Annotated in this window: 13 protein-coding genes and 1 riboswitch; of the genes, 8 read left to right on the top strand and 5 right to left on the bottom strand. The window is 72.7% G+C overall.

Translation table 11 applies throughout. From position 1 onward, the window contains the following. Positions 1–55: 55 nt before the first annotated feature. Positions 56–1,381, bottom strand: a complete 1,326-nt coding sequence (locus AB0K25_RS17540) for a polysaccharide pyruvyl transferase family protein (RefSeq protein WP_363821148.1) — start codon at positions 1,379–1,381, stop codon at positions 56–58. A 186-nt stretch (positions 1,382–1,567) separates the two neighbouring features. Between AB0K25_RS17540 and AB0K25_RS17535 the strand changes: the two genes are divergently transcribed. From AB0K25_RS17535 to AB0K25_RS17520, 4 genes are all read left to right on the top strand, one after another. Beyond that, positions 1,568–2,878, top strand: coding sequence for an acyltransferase (locus AB0K25_RS17535; protein WP_363821145.1), 1,311 nt, complete (start codon positions 1,568–1,570; stop codon positions 2,876–2,878). 98 nt (positions 2,879–2,976) lie between these two features. Beyond that, entirely contained in the window at positions 2,977–3,423 is a 447-nt protein-coding gene (locus AB0K25_RS17530) for a hypothetical protein (protein ID WP_219469237.1), read from the top strand. A gap of 126 nt (positions 3,424–3,549) precedes the next feature. After that, on the top strand, positions 3,550–4,311 hold the full coding sequence (locus AB0K25_RS17525) for a hypothetical protein (RefSeq protein WP_307799557.1): 762 nt from the start codon (positions 3,550–3,552) through the stop codon (positions 4,309–4,311). Positions 4,312–4,679: 368 nt separating this feature from the next. After that, positions 4,680–4,824, top strand: a riboswitch (cyclic di-AMP (ydaO/yuaA leader). Positions 4,825–5,096: 272 nt separating this feature from the next. Next, on the top strand, positions 5,097–5,948 hold the full coding sequence (locus AB0K25_RS17520; RefSeq protein WP_363821142.1) for a C39 family peptidase: 852 nt from the start codon (positions 5,097–5,099) through the stop codon (positions 5,946–5,948). Between the two features lie 230 nt (positions 5,949–6,178). On the opposite strand, the gene AB0K25_RS17515 is transcribed toward AB0K25_RS17520, so the two are convergent. The 4 genes from AB0K25_RS17515 to AB0K25_RS17500 all read right to left on the bottom strand — a co-directional run bounded on the left by AB0K25_RS17515 (position 6,179) and on the right by AB0K25_RS17500 (position 11,281). Continuing rightward, entirely contained in the window at positions 6,179–7,873 is a 1,695-nt protein-coding gene (locus tag AB0K25_RS17515) for a CDP-glycerol glycerophosphotransferase family protein (protein ID WP_363821140.1), read from the bottom strand. Positions 7,874–7,897: 24 nt separating this feature from the next. Then, a complete protein-coding gene (locus tag AB0K25_RS17510; RefSeq protein ID WP_219469240.1) occupies positions 7,898–9,406 on the bottom strand; it encodes a bifunctional cytidylyltransferase/SDR family oxidoreductase in 1,509 nt (502 codons plus the stop codon). Between the two features lie 170 nt (positions 9,407–9,576). After that, positions 9,577–10,395 (bottom strand): ABC transporter ATP-binding protein, encoded by an 819-nt coding sequence (locus tag AB0K25_RS17505; protein ID WP_067303417.1) that lies wholly within the window; start codon positions 10,393–10,395, stop codon positions 9,577–9,579. Then, positions 10,388–11,281 (bottom strand): ABC transporter permease, encoded by an 894-nt coding sequence (locus tag AB0K25_RS17500; protein ID WP_219469243.1) that lies wholly within the window; start codon positions 11,279–11,281, stop codon positions 10,388–10,390. Before AB0K25_RS17500 ends, AB0K25_RS17505 begins: the two co-directional genes overlap by 8 nt. A gap of 177 nt (positions 11,282–11,458) precedes the next feature. Between AB0K25_RS17500 and AB0K25_RS17495 the strand changes: the two genes are divergently transcribed. From AB0K25_RS17495 to AB0K25_RS17480, 4 genes are all read left to right on the top strand, one after another. Further along, a complete protein-coding gene (locus AB0K25_RS17495) occupies positions 11,459–12,097 on the top strand; it encodes a TetR/AcrR family transcriptional regulator (protein WP_208569036.1) in 639 nt (212 codons plus the stop codon). Between the two features lie 173 nt (positions 12,098–12,270). After that, complete coding sequence (locus tag AB0K25_RS17490; RefSeq protein ID WP_363821135.1) at positions 12,271–14,379, top strand: DUF6077 domain-containing protein; 2,109 nt, start codon at positions 12,271–12,273, stop codon at positions 14,377–14,379. Between the two features lie 215 nt (positions 14,380–14,594). Beyond that, complete coding sequence (locus AB0K25_RS17485; RefSeq protein WP_357536066.1) at positions 14,595–16,349, top strand: CDP-glycerol glycerophosphotransferase family protein; 1,755 nt, start codon at positions 14,595–14,597, stop codon at positions 16,347–16,349. Positions 16,350–16,508: 159 nt separating this feature from the next. Then, positions 16,509–17,165 carry a response regulator transcription factor gene (locus AB0K25_RS17480; protein WP_208569033.1) on the top strand — a complete coding sequence of 219 codons (657 nt, stop codon included), beginning with the start codon at positions 16,509–16,511 and terminating at the stop codon, positions 17,163–17,165. Positions 17,166–17,167: the final 2 nt, after the last annotated feature.

Here is a 17,167-nt window from a genome sequence, read left to right as displayed (position 1 = left end):
GGAACGTGACGTATCCGGCGGAGATGGAGCTGCTGAACAGCGGCCGAGCGGCAGGTTAACGGTTCAGCATCCGCCGTACCGGTGCGCCGACCGCCCGCTTGACCCGGGCCCGCAGCCGCTGTTCCCGCAGCTCCCGCACGTCGTCGCCGAGCGCCGCGTTACGGTCGCGCAGCCACTGGATGCGGGCCAGCAGTTCCTCGGGCGAGGTGGCCCCGGCGGGCCGGACCGCCGGGGGGAACACCGTCTCGCGGACCTGCGCGTCGAATCGGGCCGCGCTGTCGCCGTCGTCGAACGCGTTGCCCAGGTCGTGCCGGGCGAGGAACGCGCGCAGCACCTCGTAGCGGGCCCGGTGCCCGGTGTTGAGGGCGGTGTAGTCGGCCTCGGCATAGAGCTGTGCGGCGTCCACGTCGGCCGGCACGTCCTTCATCAGCCGGTGCGGGATGTCGAAGTACCTGGCCAGTTCCAGGGTGCGCGAGTCGTGCGCGAACAGGTAGCCGGGGGTGCCGGAGACCAGCGCGGTGATGGTGCCGTGGATGCGGGTGCCGAACGCGAAGTCGAAACCGGCGAGATAGTCCATCCAGGTCCACGGGTCGAGGAACATCCGCACCTTGTCCTCGGTGAACAGCGGGTGCGAGGTGTGCACCGGGATGGCGCTGGTCTTGCCCCGGTCCTCGGGGGCGTCGCCGTAGAGCAGGGTGCCCAGCGTCTTGAGGTCCTGCGGGAGGTAGCGCAGGTTGGGGTAGCGGGCCTGGTGCGAGGTGATGATCTTCGCCATCGACTTGACGTACGGGGAGACGGTCAGCGCCACCCGGGCGTCGGGCGGCAGGGCCGGCGCGGACTTCTCCACCCGGAACCGGTCCCCGTGCAGGAACATCGACGGGCAGCCGATCACGTCGACGGCGGAGAAGCCCAGCGTGTTCAGGTACCGCGCGGTGATCTCCCCCCGCACACCGATGCTCGGCCCCCGCTCCAGCGCCGCCCGGACGAACCGGCTGACCACGTCGTCGATCGGACGCAGGTACTCCCGGTCGCCGTGGATGTCGGTCTGCACGCCGACCCCGAACACCACCACCGGGATCCGCAGCCGCTCGACCAGCTTCGTCATCAGCTCGATGCGGTGGGCGTAGCTGCGCCGGAACGCGTTGGCCAGCGGGATGACGTACACGTCGTACTGCTCGTTGATCCGGTCGGCGTCGCGCAGGTCGACCTTGAACTCGGTCGACGTGATCCGCGCGGTGGAGGTGCGCAGCAACTTGTGGGCGGCGTGACTGAAGACCAGGTTGCCGTTGTTCTCCCCGATCCAGTTCCCCTCGTACGCCTCCTCCGGGCCGCGTACGTCGAACGGGTCCTTCTTGGCCCGCATCAGGATCCGCTGGTGCACACTCTGCTCCGTTCCTCGTTCGCCGGGCGTGCCTGCGACGGGCCGCGCCGGTCCGCCCCATGGGCGCGCGCCGACACCGACGGGTCCCGCGATGTTAGGGCAGTGGAGGGATTTCGTACACCTTCCGCACATCCGCACCACCCCGGCGCGTCACCCGCGGTGGGGTGTGCCGGTAGGGTGCCCCGGGTGACCAGCGTGCCCACCCCCGCGTCCCCGGCGCTGAACCGGCTGCCGTCGCTGACCGGGCTGCGGTGGATCGCCGCCATGCTGGTCTTCGGCTACCACGTCGGCACCATGCGGATCGTCACCCAGCCCGACGCCAGGGCGGTGGTCGACTGGCTGTTCACCCTGGGCCTGTCCGGGGTGCAGTTCTTCTTCATCCTCAGTGGCTTCGTGCTGGTCTGGTCGACCCGCGACGGCGATCGGCGGCGGGACTTCTGGCGTCGGCGGCTCGCCAAGATCTATCCCAACCACGTGCTGACCTGGGCGGCGGCGCTGCTGGTGATGTGGTGGTTCGCCGACCCGGTGGTGCCGCGCGCCGCCCTGGAGAATCTCTTCCTCGTCCAGGCGTGGGACCCCACCCCCGGCTACTTCTACAGCATCAACAACGTGAGCTGGTCGCTGTCCTGCGAGCTGTTCTTCTATCTCTGCCTGCCGCTGGTGCTGCCGGCGATCCGGCGGGCCCACTCCGGCGTGCTCTGGGCCGTGGTGGTGGCGGTGCCGCTGGTCATCCTGGCGCTCTGGCCCGGTCAGCAACTGCTCCCCGAGGGCAGCAACTGGTGGTTCACCCAGGTCTTCCCGCTGGTCCGCTCCACCGAGTTCTGGCTGGGCGTCGCCGCCGCCGAGCTGCTGCGCCGGGGCCACTGGCGGGGGCCCGGCCTGCCGCTGGCCAGCCTGCTGTTCGTGGTCGTCTGGGTGGCGGCGCACTGGATTCCGGCCGAGATGTGGGCGGCGCTGCTGTCGGTGGCGTACATCCTGGTCATCCCGGCGGCGGCCCGCGCGGACGTGCAGGGCCGCTGGTCACCGTGGCGGCACCGCACCCTCATCTGGCTCGGTGAGGTGTCGTTCGCCTTCTACCTGGTGCACGTGCTGGTGATGATGACGGTGCTGCGGCTCACCGGGCACTGGGGTGTGGGGCTGCCCGGCTGGTCGGGGCCACTGGCCGTGCTCGGTTTCCTGGTGCTGAACCTGGCGTTGGCCGCCGCCCTGCACCGCTTCGTGGAGACGCCGATGATGCGCCGGCTCGCTCCCCGCCGCCGTACCCCACCCGTGCCGGCCGCCCCCGACGCCGCCCGCGGTGCCGCTGTCCCCGACGCCGCTGCCCCCGGTGCCGTTGTCGGCGGTGGGGCGCCGGCCGGCGTCGCCGCCGCCGGTGGGGTTCGGCCGGACGACGCGGCCGGCAGCGGCGGTGTCACCGTGCCGGGGCCGCGGGCTGCCGGCGACGGGCGGCGTGCCGGACTCCCCGTCGAGTACGTCGGACCGCGCGACCCGCACTGACCACCCCGCCCGGCCGTCCGGACCAGGTCCACGGTGGTGGGCGCGGCGACACGCCCGGCGGTGCTGCGGGTCGGTCACCCCGGCGGTAACGTGGACATATGCTCCCGGCCGCACTCACCAGTCCGCTGTGGTGGGTCGCCCGCTGGTGGTCCCGGCTGCTGACCGGCCTGGCTGTCGCGATCGCGTTCGCCGTCGCCGGCCCGTCGCTGCCCGGCCCGGCGTCGTTCGACCCGGGGCCGGCGGCAGCCGCCCTGCCGGTCGACGCGTCGCTGTCCTTGCACGCGGCCGGAGCCCCGGCCACCCCGACCGGCATCCGCAGCGGTGGGCAGGAGGCCGACCCGGCCGGCGTCGCCGCAGATCGGGCCGTCGCCGTGGTGCTCGCCGTGCCGGCAGCGGACCGGGCCGCCGTGGTGCTGGCCGTGCCGACGGCAGACCGGGTCGACGCCGTCGTGCCGGCCGGCGTCGCACGGAGCGCCCCGCCCCCGGCGCTGCCGGCCGGTCGAACACCCGTCGCCACCGCCCCCCGGGCACCCCCGGCGGGCTGACCGCCCACGCGGGGGCCGACCCACCCGCGACCGCCTCCGCCACGCACCACACCCGCACCGTCCGGCCGGATGTTCCCGCCGCCGGTACGGCCTCCTCTTCCGCATCCCGCCTGCGAGGTGTCGACCGTGAACACCGTGCTCTCCCAGTTCCTGATCGAGGTCCCGACCGCCACCGTGATCTGGTCCGCGCTGCTCGTCCTGGCGCTGACCGGGATCACCATCCTGGTGGCCCGGCCCGAGCGGGACCAACCGGCCGCCGCAGCCACTGCCGCCGCGCCGGCATCCGACGCCCCACCCCCCGTCGCCGACCTGCGTCGCTACGCGGAGGAGGTGGCCGTCGCCGCCTCCGGAGCCGCCCGGAGGGCCCGCCACCACCGCGTGGCCTGGCTGGCGGCCCACGACGCCCTGGAACGGGCCTGGCAGGCGTACGACGAGGCGGAGACGCTGGCCCGCCGGTTCACCGGTGCCCGGGCGCTGCCCAGCCCGCGTACTCCCCGCACGCCCGCCGAGTACGCCGGTCGGGAGCGGTGGCTGCACCAGGAGGCCGTGGCGGCGCACTGGCGGGGAGAGTTGTCGGTGGAGCGGCTGCGGGACGTCTTCGCGCACCGCGACGGTTGGGACCCGCGTCGGCACCCGGTCGAGCACGAGGTGATGCTGGCCCGCGCGGTCCGCGAGGACCGGCGTACGGCGTACCGGGCTGCGGTCGGGCGGGAACGGGCGGCGTGGCGGAACGCCGAACTGGCCGCCGAGGCGGCCCGGTCGCTGGCTGCCGAGGCACACGCGGCGGCGCAACGGTGGCGGCCGACCCGGGTCCCACTGCCCCGTCCGGCGACGTCCGCCACCCGCCCGGCCCCCGCCACCCGCTGGCGTCCGGCCCGGGTCGGCTGACCCGGCCGTCAGGTCGGCCGGCCGCTGGTTGGCGAAGCCGGACCGGTCGGCGGGTCGGCGGGTCGGCGGGACTGAATTGTTATCTGCGGGTTGTGGGTGCCGTCACTGCGGGTGGAAACCGGACACCTGGTCACAGTCGGTCACATCGACTGCGACGATCATCGGTGGTCGGTGCCCCGCCGTCCGGGTTTTCGCCTGGACGGGCCCGGGCGCTCCGACCGTCCCACGCGTGGCGGGTCAGTGCCCGAGTGCCCCGAAACTGACTCGTCCAGCCCATGTTTGTGCAGCTCAACGGGCTTGGCGAGGGGGGAAACCGGCCAGTAGTGTCGCTGCGGTCCGGTGCGGTTTCCGATCGCAAGAGGCGACGCCGTGCCGACCCGCTCAATCGTGCCAGTCACGAACCGGGGACCCACACGCACCACCTGGGGTGAATCTCCGGGCCACGGCCCGGGGTAGGGCGATCTTCCCGCCCGAATCCGTCAGCTAACCCGGTCGGCGGCAAAGGAAGGAGTTCCCTCCTCGTGCAGCATGACCCCACCCCCTCGGTAGTTCCTCCACCTCGGTGCCGGGGCACCGCCGGACCGTCGCGCCCGACGCGCTGACCCGGCTCTGTGCCCCGCCGCCCGGCCCCTGCCGGGCGAGCCGCCGATCCGCCCGGCCCCCCGTCGGGCGGTCCCTGCCGAACGAGCGGCGCAACACCCGATCCGCGCGTGGCGTGTCCGCCGCGTGCCGATGGGTTGTGCCCGCCGCCTCGCCCCGTGGAGGAACACCCTGTGAAGCACCACATGAAACGACAGCTCCGCCTACTGGGCACCCGACGCCCGTACCGGATGGTCGTCGGCTCGGCGGCGGTCCTCGTCCTGGCCGCCGGTGGCACCGCCCTGGCCGCCGGGGTCGACGACGCCCCGACCGGCCAGCAGCGCGCCACCGCCGTGGCCGAGACCGCCCCCCGCCTCGACGACGTCGCCAGCCGCGCCCAGGCCCGGGTCGCCGTCCCCGCCCCGACCAGCCCGTCGGCCACCCCCTCGGCCAGCCCGTCGGCGAGCGACGCCCCGTCGCCGCGCGTCACCCGGGCGAAGGCCAGGGCCACCGCCGACCCGGACCTGACCCGCAAGGCGGCCCCGAAGCCGCCGTCGTCGAAGGTCCTGCGCTACGACTACCAGGCCCAGACCACCTACTACTACTGCGGCCCGGCGGCGGTCCGCAACGCGCTCAGCGCGGCCGGCATCGAGCGCGGCCAGGACGACCTCGCCGCCCTGTTGGGCACCACCGAGATGGGCACCAACTCGGCCGAGGACACCACCCGGGTGCTCAACGCCGTGGTCAAGGGTGACCCGTACCGGACCAGGATGTTCGCCGGCACGCCGAGCGACGCGCAGATCGACCGGCTGCGGGCCGACGTGGTCGCGGCGGTCGCCGACAAGCGGGCCGTGGTCGCGAACGTGGCCGGGGACGCCACCGACCTCGACGGCGGCTGGCACTCCTTCCCCGGCGGCCACTACATCGCCGCCGTGGGCTACCGGGACAACGGTCGTACCGTGCGGATCGCCGACTCGGCCGACCCGTCGCTGCCGGCCTACTGGGTCAGCGTGACCACCCTGGCGAACTGGATCGCCACCCGGGGCTACTCCGCCTGACCGAGCCACCCCACCCGCCCCGGCCGCCCGACCACGGGTGGCCGGGGCGGTTCGCTGTCCCCGGGTCGACCCGGCCGGCCGGACGAAGATCGTGCTCGAACATGGTTGTAGTGGCCTCCTGCGACGAGGAGGCCACTACAACATGGATCGAGCACGATCTTGCCGACGGAGGCGGGCGCGAGCGGGTGCGGGTGCGGGCGCGAGCGGGTGTGGGCGGAGGCGGGTGCGGGTCAGGCGTGGGGGGAGAGGGGGGCGGCGGGGGCACGGGGGGTCGGCGGGGCCCAGCCCGGTTCCAGCTCGCGGCGGGCCGCGGCCAGGAAACCCTCGGCGTACGCGTCGGCGGGGAAGTCGCCCAGGTAACGGCGGCGGGTCTGCCAGCGGGCCGCCGCCAACGGGTCGGTGTCCAGCAGCCCGGTCAGCACCTCGTCCAGGTTGGCCATGTCCCGGCGCAGCACGTAACCGGAGCGGGCCAGCGGGAACCGGTCCAGGAACTCGTCGCCGTCGACGCCCAGGTCGGTCACCGCGTACGGCTTGCCGGAGTAGAGGTAGTCGGAGATGACCCCGGAGACGTCGGAGACCAGCGCGTCGGAGCGGTTGACGCACTCGGTCAGGCTCAGCTCGCGGCTGGCCGCCGCCCCCCACAGGTGCTGCCGGCCGGTGCGGGTCCGGTCGGCGGCGAGCAGTTCGGTGAGCCGGGCCAACTGCCGGGCCGAAGCCGGATTCTGCCCGGTGTACGGGTGGGCGCGCAGGATCACCGTGGCCCCCCGGTCGAGCAGCCGGCGCAGCAGCGGCTCGGCCACCGGCAGCGAGCAGTAGTTGGCGTCGGCGTGGTGGCCGGTCCAGGTGGGGGTGTAGAGCACGGTCGGGGCGGTCAGCGGGCGGGCCTCCCGGCGTACCTCGATGGCTTCGACCTGCGGGCGGCCGACCACGACGAACTTCTCGGCGGGGATCTCCACCCCGGCCCGCGCGTACCGCTCGATCGCCGCCGGACCGGCCACGAAGATCTTGTCGAAGATGGCCGAGACCGGGTTGGCGCTGGGGGCCTTGTCGCTGTCGCCGTGGTGCAGCTGCACGTGGGTGAGCTGGGTGAACCGGATGCAGTGACTGTTCTTCGCCCCGTGGTTGACATAGAACGCCACCCGCAGGCTGGGCACCAGCGCCTCGTCCATCGCCTTGAGGGTGGGGCAGTAGACCACCGGGGCGCTCGTCGCGGCGGCGATCGTGGGCAGGAACTCCGGCTCCCGCAGCAGCACCAGGAACGGCCGGCCGAGCCGCTCCAGGTAGGGCAGCCACATGGTGACCTGGTATTCCGAGCCGGGTGGGGCGGAGAAGTAGAGCAGGAACTCCGGCTGGTGCGCGCGCAGCGCCCGGGTCACCGGGCCGCCCCCGCCCGACGGCCGGAACCGCCGCCGGGCCAGGTCCAGGCCGACCGCACCGCAGCCGGCTGCGACCACCAGCACGACGACCAGCGCCAGCACGGCAGGCAGGGCGAACGCGGCGGCCACCGCCACCACGGCGAGCAGCCCCAGCAGTACGCCGCCGAGCCGGGCGGCGACCAGCGGGGTCCACGCCCGCACCGGCAGGTTCGCCGCCCGGATCTCCAGGTTGCCGGCATCGCGCAGCGGTCCCACCAGCAGCACCAGGCCCAGCAGCAGCAGCGCGGTGAGCGCCAGCACCGGGTCGAACCCGTCGTCGAGCCGGCGGGCGTAGCCGACCAGGATGCCGGCGGCCAGCAGCACCGTCTCGGCGACGATGTCGGCGTCGGGGCGGACCCGACGTTCGTAGCCGGCGGCGGCCAGCGCGGCCACCGCCAGGGCCAGGCCCCAACCGGTGGCCCCGGTGAACGCCACCACCAGGAAGGCGACCACGGCCAGGCCGGTGGTCAGGCACCGTGCGATCAGTTTCCTGACCAGCTCACCACGCATGTCGTACCGTCTCCGGGGGTCGGGTCAGCCGGCGTCGACGCCGCTGGGCAGCCGGTCCTGCTCGGCCGCGGTCGGCTGGGCCGGCACCGGGGCCGCCTCGCCGGGGGCCCGCCGGACGTCGATCACCTGACCGGTGAGGTCGGAGATCAGCACGTCGAGCGAGGACTGGGCGACCGTTTCGGCGGCCAGCAGGGTGTGCTCCGGCTCCTCACCGAACGCCTTGGTACGCATCGGGGTGGCGGTGCGCTCCGGGTTGATGCAGTTGACCCGGACGCCGTACTCGGCCCACTCGTCGGACAGCGCCTGGGTCAGGTTGACCAGCGCCGCCTTCGTCGAGGAGTAGAGCGCGTACTGGGCCCGGCCCCGGGTGTAGGAGCTGGACGTGTAGAGCAGCAGCTGACCCTTGGTCTGCTGGAGGTACGGCAGGGACTGCCGGGCGGCGATCACCGGGCCGACGAAGTTGACCTGGAGCACCCGGTCCATGGTCTCCTCGTCCATCTCGGCCAGCGCGCCCTTCTCCAGGATGCCGGCGGTGACCACCACGTGGTCGATCCGGCCGGTGGCCTCGAACGCGGTCTTCAGCGCGGCCTCGACGTCGCCGGTCTGCTCGACGTGGGTGCCGGTGCTGGAGCGGCTGAACGCGAAGACCTGCGCGCCGTAGCCCCGGGCCAGCTCGGCCAGGTCGTGCCCGATGCCGTAGCTGCCGCCGAAGATGACGATCGTGCGCCCGGCCAGCTCCTCGGTGTAGCTGCGGTGCGACAGCCGGGGGGCCTGGGCGGCGGCGAGCTGGAACAGCTTGTCGGCGAGGTGCACGTCGACCGGGTGGGTGACCTTGATGTTCTCGTCCGACCCGTCGATCACCTTGATCGGGGTGCCGGGCAGGTAACGCAGCACCACACCGCAGTCGTCGGTGGCGGCGAAGTCCGGGTCGCCCTCGGCCCGCCGGTACGCCTCCCGGATGGTGCCCGAGCGGAACGCCTGCGGGGTCTGCCCCCGGCGCAGCCGGGACCGGACCGGGATGTCGGTGATGCACTCGTCCTCGTCGACCTGGATGATCGTGTCGGCGGAGGGGATCGCCACGTCGACGGCGGAGTAACTCCACAGCGCGTTCACGCACTCGCGGACGATCCGGGCGCTGACCAGTGGGCGGACCGCGTCGTGGAAGAGGATGTTGACGTCGCCGTCGCCGACCGCGTCCAGGGCGGCCCGGGTGGTGGCGTTACGGGTCTCGCCGCCCTCGATGACCTTGCTGACCTTGCGGAAGCCGGCCTTGTCGACGATCTGCTGGGCGTCGGCGACGTGCCCGGTGGCCATCAGCACGATGATCTCGTCGATCTCCGGGGCGGCCTCGAAGACGGCCAGGGTGTGTTCGATGATCGGCTTGCCGGCGATCTTCAGCAACTGCTTCGGGATGCCCAGGCCGAGCCGGGTCCCGGTGCCTCCGGCCAGCACCACCGCCACCGTCCGCGAGGGCCGCCACGGTGCCGGGGTCTCCGGTGTGGCGTCCGGGCCAGTGGTGTGGTCCTGCGTCATTGCCGATCCTCACTCTCGGGGGATGTCTGCACGCGTCCCGGGGGTCACCCTGAACGAAGGATTGCGCCAGCGTGGCGACGGGATGAACCTTAACGCGCGGACCGCGCCGCCCCAACGGGACGACGCGGTCCGTGGAGCATCGGATCGATGCCGTACGTGCGCCCGGAATACTACTTGCCGTTGGCGAATGCCTCGTACGCCCGGATCACCTCGTCGGTGGGCCCGTCCATCCGGATCAGCCCCGACTCCAACCAGATCGTCCGTTCACAGGTGTCCCGTACCGAGGAGAGCTGGTGGCTGACCAGGAAGACCGTGCCGGCCCCCTCGCGTAGTTCCCGGACCCGCTGCTCGCTGCGCTTACGGAAGCCCTTGTCGCCGGTGGCGAGCGCCTCGTCGATCAGCAGCACGTCGTGCTTCTTGGCGGCGGCGATGGAGAACCGCAGCCGGGCCGCCATGCCCGAGGAGTACGTCCGCATCGGCAGGCTGGCGAAGTCGCCCCGCTGGTTGATCCCGGAGAACTCGATGATCTCCGGCGTCATCCGGGCCACGTCGTCGGGCTGCATCCCCATCGCCAGGCAGCCCAACGTGACGTTGCGCTCACCCGACAGGTCGTTGAGCAGGGCGGCGTTCACCCCCAGCAGGGACGGCTGGCCCTGGGTGTAGACCGCGCCCCGGTTGACCGGGAGCAGCCCGGCGATGGTCCGCAGCAGGGTCGACTTGCCGGAGCCGTTGCTGCCGATCAATCCGATCGCCTCACCCCGGTACGCGGTGAAGGACACCCCCTTGACCGCGTGCACCTCCTGGATGTTGGGCGCGGAGGAGCGCTTGACCAGCCGGCGCAGCGCGGCCACCGGTGTGCTCCCGCCCCCGGCGCCCTTGTGCACCCGGTAGATCACGTGTGCGTCGTCCACCACCACGGTGGGGATCCGCTCGACGACCCGGGGCAGGGTCACGGTGACGTCGTTGGACGTCTCGTACCGGTCATCCACGGCCGTACTCCTGTTCGCCGCGCCAGAAGTAGACGTACCCGGCGATCCCGCCCAGAATCGCCCAGCCGGCCGCCACCAGCCAGAGCTGGGTCAGCGACTCGTTGAGCAGTGGCGCCTGCTCCAGCAGGGCGTACCGGGCCAGCTCGATGTAGACCAGGATCGGGTTGAACTGGATGAGCGTCGAGGCCCACTCCGGCAGCCGGTCGAACAGCTTGACGTTGTAGAGCACCCCGGAGCCGTACATCCAGGTGCGCAGGATGAACGGCATGACCTGCTTGAGGTCGCTGGCCTTGGAACCCATCCGGGCGACCACCATCACGACCCCGGCGTTGAAGGCCGCCTGGAGCAGCAGTGCCGGCGGCAGCATCAGCCAGGCCAGGGTGAGCGGCTCGCCGGTCACCAGCACGATGCCGACCAGCACGATCATCGAGGCCAGCAGCTGCTGGAACTGGGTCAACGTGGCGGCCAGCGGCAGGCAGGCCCGGGGGAAGTGCAGCGCCCGGATCAGCCCCAGGTTGCCGCTGATCGACTGGGTGCCGGCCAGCACGGCGCTCTGGGTGAAGTTGAAGATGAACAACCCGGTGGTCAGGTACGCGATGAAGTTCGGGATGGTGTTCTGCCCGAGCACCACGCCGAAGATCAGGTAGTAGACGGCGGCGTTGGTCAGCGGGGTGAGCACCTGCCAGATCTGGCCCAGCTTGGCGTTGCTGTACGAAGCGACCAGTTTGGCGTTGGCGTACGCGGCGGTGAAGTGCCGGTAGGCCCACAGTCTGCGGCTGTACTCGGTCAGAGAGGGGCGCTCACCGGCGACCCGTAGTCCGTGCCGAGCGGCCAGCTGCGCCTGGGTCAGGCCCGTTTCGGGGTCGACCAGCGCGGTGGTGGCCATGGGAAGGGCGCTCCGATCTTTCGTACCAACGGGATGCGCGCGACGATGGGAACTGTGGGTCGGCGCGGTGCCGGGGCAGCCTCGTCGCTGCGTGGACGGTAGTCCATAACACGTCGGGACGCAACCGTACCGTCGTTGCGCTACATTGGCCCACGTGACAGGTGCGAAGAGTCCCCGATGACCAGCGACAAGAGGCGTGCGCCGGCCGGTGCCGCAGTGCTGAGAGGCGACATCACCAGGGCCATCCGCCGCGCGTTGATGCAGGAACTCGCCGCCGTCGGATACGGGCGGCTCTCCATCGAGGCGGTGGCCCGCCGGGCCGGCGTCAGCAAGACCGCGATCTACCGGCGGTGGAGCTCGAAGCTCGACCTGGTGATCGAGACCGTGGTCGCCGCCGCCGGCAGCAAACTGCCGGCGCTGGACACCGGCAGCCTGCGCGGCGACCTGACGCTGTTGTTCCAGGTGGTCGCCCACGCGCTGAGCCACCCGCTGGCCTCGCAGATCATCCCCGACCTGCTCGCCGAGGCGGCCCGCAACCCGACCATCGACGAGACCCTGCAGCAGTTGCTGCGGGCCAAGCAGCAGGAGATCGGCGGCCGGCTGATCGGCCTGGCGGTGGAGCGCGGCGAGCTGCCCGCCGACACCGACGCCGACGCGGCGGTCGACCTGATCGTCGGGCCGCTGTACTGGCGACTGGCCATCGCCCGTACCCCGCTGACCCCGACCTACCTGGACCTGCTGGTGGAGTCGGTGGCCATCGGGCTCACCGCGAACGGCACCGTGCCCCGGCCGCGGGCGGCCCCGGTGTCCGGTTGACCCGGCATCCACCCCACCCGGCCAACTCCGGGACACCGCCACGCCGCCCACCGGCCATCGACGGACGATGGTTGCGGTTACCCTGCTTTCCGGACCGGAGCCGGGCGACCGTCCGCCGCCCGCCGGCCGTACGACTCTCGCGTACCGTGCCCGCACGACGACAAGGACGATCCGTGCCGAACGCCGACCCCGTTGCCGTCGCGCCTCCGCCCGTCGCACCACCCCCCGCCGCACGGCCGCGGCCCGCGCACCGGTTGCGGTCGGCGCTCGCCGCGGCCCCGGCCGTCGTCACCGACGCGGCCGTGCTGGGCTTCGCGCTGTGGACGGTGCTCTACCACGCGTCCTTCCTGTTCGGGCTGCGCCCGTCGGTGACGTTCCTGATCTGGCTGGTCGGCTGCGCCCTGATCACCGCCCTGGTGGCGGTGCGTGCCCTGCGCCGGGCCCGGGTCCCCGCCCCGGCGGGTGCGGCTTCCGACGCCGCCGGAGCGCCGACGGCTACCGAAGCCGTCCCGGCGGGCGGCACGGGCCAGCCGCGCCGCTGGCTGCTGCCCGTGGTCGCCGCCGGGGTGGTCGCCGCCGTCACCGCCGGCCTCGCCGGCACCCCGGCCGGCGACGTGCTCTCCTGGTGGGTCCCGGCCGCCGCCGGCGCGGTCGCGGGCGTCGGTGCCATGCTGCTCACCCGGCGGGCGTGGCGGGCTGACGACGCGGCGCCGCCCGCGTCACCGGTCCCCACCGCCCTCCAGTCCGGGTACGCGCTGCTGATCTCGGTCGGGGTGGCGATCTCCTCGCTCTACCTGGCCCGCAACACCCCGGACGACGTCTACTACGTCGGCAAGACCGTCTGGGTGGCCGACCGTGACCTGGTGCCCACCAACGACTTCCTGTTCACCGAGAACGTCGCCCCGGCGATGGGTTCGCTGCCACCGACCCCGTCGATCGAGGTGTTCGACGGCGCGCTCGCGCACGTGCTCGGCATCCACGGCGCGTCCGCCACCTGGTACCTGGCGCTGCCGGTGATGGCGGTGCTGGCCGTCCTGGCGTTGTGGCGGCTCACCCACCGGTGGGCCCCACGCCGGCCGGTGCTCGCGTTCAGCGTCGCGGTCACCTACCTCTACCTGGTGGCCGGCTCGGACGCCGCGCTCGGCACCTTCCACCTGCCCCGCCTCTACGAGGGCAAGGGGATGTTCGTCTCGGCGGTCATCCCGCTGATGTGGCTCTACCTCACCGAGTGGTTCGACACCCGGTCGCGCCGCTCGCTGCTGCTCGTCTTCGCCCTCTCCGTCACCGCGGCCGGCCTCACCACCACCTCGGCGATCATCCTGCCGATGCTGGTCGGCGCGGCCGGGCTGGCGATGCTGCTGGTCGGCCGCTGGAAGGACGCGGTGGTCGGCGGGCTGGCCGCCGTGGCGTACCCGGTGGGGGCGATCGTGGTGTCCCGGCTGGTGCTGGGCGGTATGGACGCGGCCGGCGCGGACGACGCCTTCTTCGACGCCGAGTACACCTACCGGCGGACGCTGCTGGTCGGGATCGTCGGCGTGATCAGTGGCCTGGCGCTGTGGTGCGGGCCGCTGCTGGCCCGTCGGCGCACCCCGGCCCTGCTGGCCGCCGGTGCCGCCCTGGTGATGAGCGTGCTGCTGGTGCCCGGCGTGCTGGAGACGCTCGGCGCGCTGACCGGCATCTCCGTGGTGCTCTGGCGGGTGCCGTGGCTGCTCGCCCTGCCGACCCTGATCGGCCTGCTCTGCACGGTGCGCGTCCCGTCGCCGTCGCGGCTGCTGCGCGGTGCGGTCGGCGGGCTGGTCGCCGCCGCGATGGTCACCTCGTTCGCCGTCTGGGCCACCCCGATGTGGTCGAAGGACAGTTGGGTCGAGACGCACACCCGCCCCACCTGGAAGCTGCCCCAGCAGCGGCAGGAGATCGCCTTCTGGATCTCCCGGCAGGACCGGCCGGCCGGGTTGCTCCTCGCCCCGTCGACGATCATGCGGACCTCACTGATCGTCACCAGCCGGGTCCGGGTCGTCCTGCCCCGCGACTTCTACCTGGTGGAGTACGACCTCAACTCCGACTTCGCCAAGGACCGGCTGTTGCTGGCGCACTTCGCCGACGGGCGGGAAAAACCCGCCCGGGACCAGGTCGACGCCGCCGTCGACCGGCTCGGGGTGGGCACCATCTGCGTCTACAACGGCAACCGGTACGCCCGGGACATGGCCGTCGAGCTGGGCTTCAAGGAGTTCGCGACCCGACCGGGACCGGGCGCGACGACCTGCTACGGCCGGGCGGGCTGAGCGGCGGACGTCAGGTGTCGCCCGAGGGGTATCGTCGCGTCTGACCGAAATGGACCTGGATACCCGAGCGACACCGGGACGCCCTCTCGCGTTAAAGTCGCAATCACCCGCAGACCGGCACGTTCGGTCGCGGTGCTGCGGTCACGCCCGTCGCACGACGAGGCCGTCGACCGCCGGGCCCCGCCCGTCAACGACCTCGTAGGGAGCGTCCTCCTTTGTTCGGCACGTTACTGGAACGCACCGGCACCGCCGCCCGAGGCGCACTGCTGGTGCTGTTCTACCTGGTCATGCTCGTCGCGGGCGTCTTTGGATGGGTGGTCCTGTTCGCCGTGGCCGGGCTGGCCGCGGTGGTCGGTGAGTTCGCCGTCACCCGCTGGTCGCCGCCCTCGGACACGCTGCTGGAAAAGGTCGGTCTCAACCGGGGCTACCGGCAACTGAGCCGGGACCTGGCGTCCGTGCTCCTGGTCGCCGCCACGGTCCCGCTCACCGGGGTCGAGCTGACCTGGCTGCTGGTGCTCCCGGCGGCGGTCTGGGTGATCGCCGTCTTCGCGGGTGCCCTGAACACGATGATCGACCGGCGCAACCCCGTCTCCGCCCTGGTCCGCAACATCGAGCTGGGGCCGATCCGCTCGGCGCCCCGCCCGCCGGACTGGATCGCCAACCTGGCCGGTGTGCCGCTCGCGGTGCTCAACGTGCTGCTGATCCCGGCCGCCGTGGTCGCCGCGGTCCGCGTCGACGCCACCCCCGTGCTGGCGGTCGCCGCGGTGGCCGCCGGGCTCGCCGCGCTGATCGGCGCGGTGGTCGCGGTGACCTGGCTGCGCGGTCGGGGCACCGGCAAGAGTCCGGTGCTGCCGGTGTTGCAGCGCTGGCTCGACAACCACCGGCCCGAGGTCGCGCTCTACTTCGCCGGCCCGGCCAAGGACGTCTACCAGGCCAACATGTGGCTGGCCCCGACCGAGGCGCTGCACCAGCGGGCGGTCGTGCTGATGCGCAGCAAGGAAGCGTTCTGCGAGCTGGCCGACACCCGGCTACCGGTGATCTGCGTGCCCACCGGGCCCGACTTCATGAACCTCGAACTGGGCACCGTCCGGGCCGCCCTCTACGCGGCGAACGTCGGCGCCAACATCCACATGTTGCGCGAGCCGGGCATGAAGCACGTCTTCGTCGGTCACGGCGACAGCGACAAGCAGGCCAGCGTCAACCCCTACAGCAAGGTGTACGACGAGGTGTGGGTCGCCGGCCTGGCCGGCCGGGAGCGGTACGCGCGGGCCGCGGTGGGCGTCCGGGACGACGACATCGTGGAGATCGGCCGGCCGCAGCTCGCCGGGGTGCACACCTTCGGCTCGACGGCCCCCGACCGGCCGTTCACCGTCCTCTACGCCCCCACCTGGGAGGGCTGGCTCGACGACGACCCCTACCACACCTCGCTGGTGCTGATGGGGGAGCGGATCGTCCGGGGGGTGCTCGCCTCGCCGCAGGTGCGCCTGGTCTACAAGCCGCACCCGTTGACCGGTTCCCGGTCCAAGGAGGCCAAGGCGGTGCACGAGCGCCTGGTGTCGCTGATCCGGGCCGCCGGTGGTGACCCGGACGCCGGTTCGCTGGACGGCCCCGGGCACCGGGTGGTCACCGGCCGGGTTCCCGCGCTGTTCGACTGCTTCAACCAGACCGACCTGCTGGTCAGTGACATCTCCAGCGTGGTCTCCGACTTCGTGCAGAGCCAGCGGCCGTACGTGGTGGCCAACCCGAGCGGGCTGCCGGAGGACGAGTTCCGGCGCGAGTTCCCCACCTCCCGGGGGGCGTACCTGCTCTCCCGCGACTGCGGTGAGCTGCCGAAGATCCTGGCGCTGACCCGGGCCGGCGACGACCCGATGACCGACGCCCGGCGGGAACTGAAGACCTACCTGCTCGGCCCGGCCGAGGCCAACCCGATGGACCGGTTCCAGGAGGAGATCGGCCGGCTCTGCCGCTGACCGGACGGGGTACGGGGCCCGGGGCGAACACCCGTCCCGGGCCCGGTCCCGTTCGCTGGCCGGCCCGGCACCGGCCGACCCGTGTTCCCCGTGGTTTCCGGCGGGCCGGTGCTTCTGCCACCATTCGCTCGTCATCCGTACGACGAATGGGGGTCACCGGTGCGCATCCTGCTGGTCGAGGACGACCGACGGGTGGCCGCCGCCCTCGCGTCGGCGCTGACCCGCCGCGGCTACGAGGTGGAGCACGCGGCCACCGTCGCTGCCGCGCTCTCGGCCGCCCCCTGTGACCTGGTGCTGCTCGACCTCACCCTGCCCGACGGGGACGGCACCGAGGTGTGCCGGGAGTTGCGACGGCGCAGCAGCCAGCTCGGCATCATCGCGGTGACCGCTCGCGGTGAGGAACGGGACCGGGTGCTCGGGTTGCGGCTCGGTGCCGACGACTACGTGGTGAAGCCGTTCTCCATGGTGGAGTTGCAGGCCCGGATCGAGGCGGTGCTGCGGCGGGCGGCCCACGCCGCGCCGGCGCGGGACCTGATCGAGGTCGGGTCGGTCCGTATCGACGTCGCCGCCCGGACGGTCGCCGTCGACGGTCGGCAGGTGGCGTTGACCCGCAAGGAGTTCGACATTCTGCTCTCGCTGGCCCGCCAGCCCGGGACGGCGGTGTCCCGGGACCGGATCCTGCTCGACGTCTGGGGCACCACCTGGGCCGACCGGCACACCGTCGAGGTGCACGTCGGTTCGCTGCGGGGCAAGCTCGGCGACCCCCGGCTGGTGGAGACCGTACGCGGGGTCGGCTACCGGCTCCGGGGCGAGTGAGG

Source organism: Micromonospora sp. NPDC049257 (assembly GCF_040678915.1).
GTDB lineage: Bacteria > Actinomycetota > Actinomycetes > Mycobacteriales > Micromonosporaceae > Micromonospora > Micromonospora antibiotica.
Note: the sequence above shows the minus strand (reverse complement) of the source record. Positions and strands in the feature narration are given on the sequence as shown.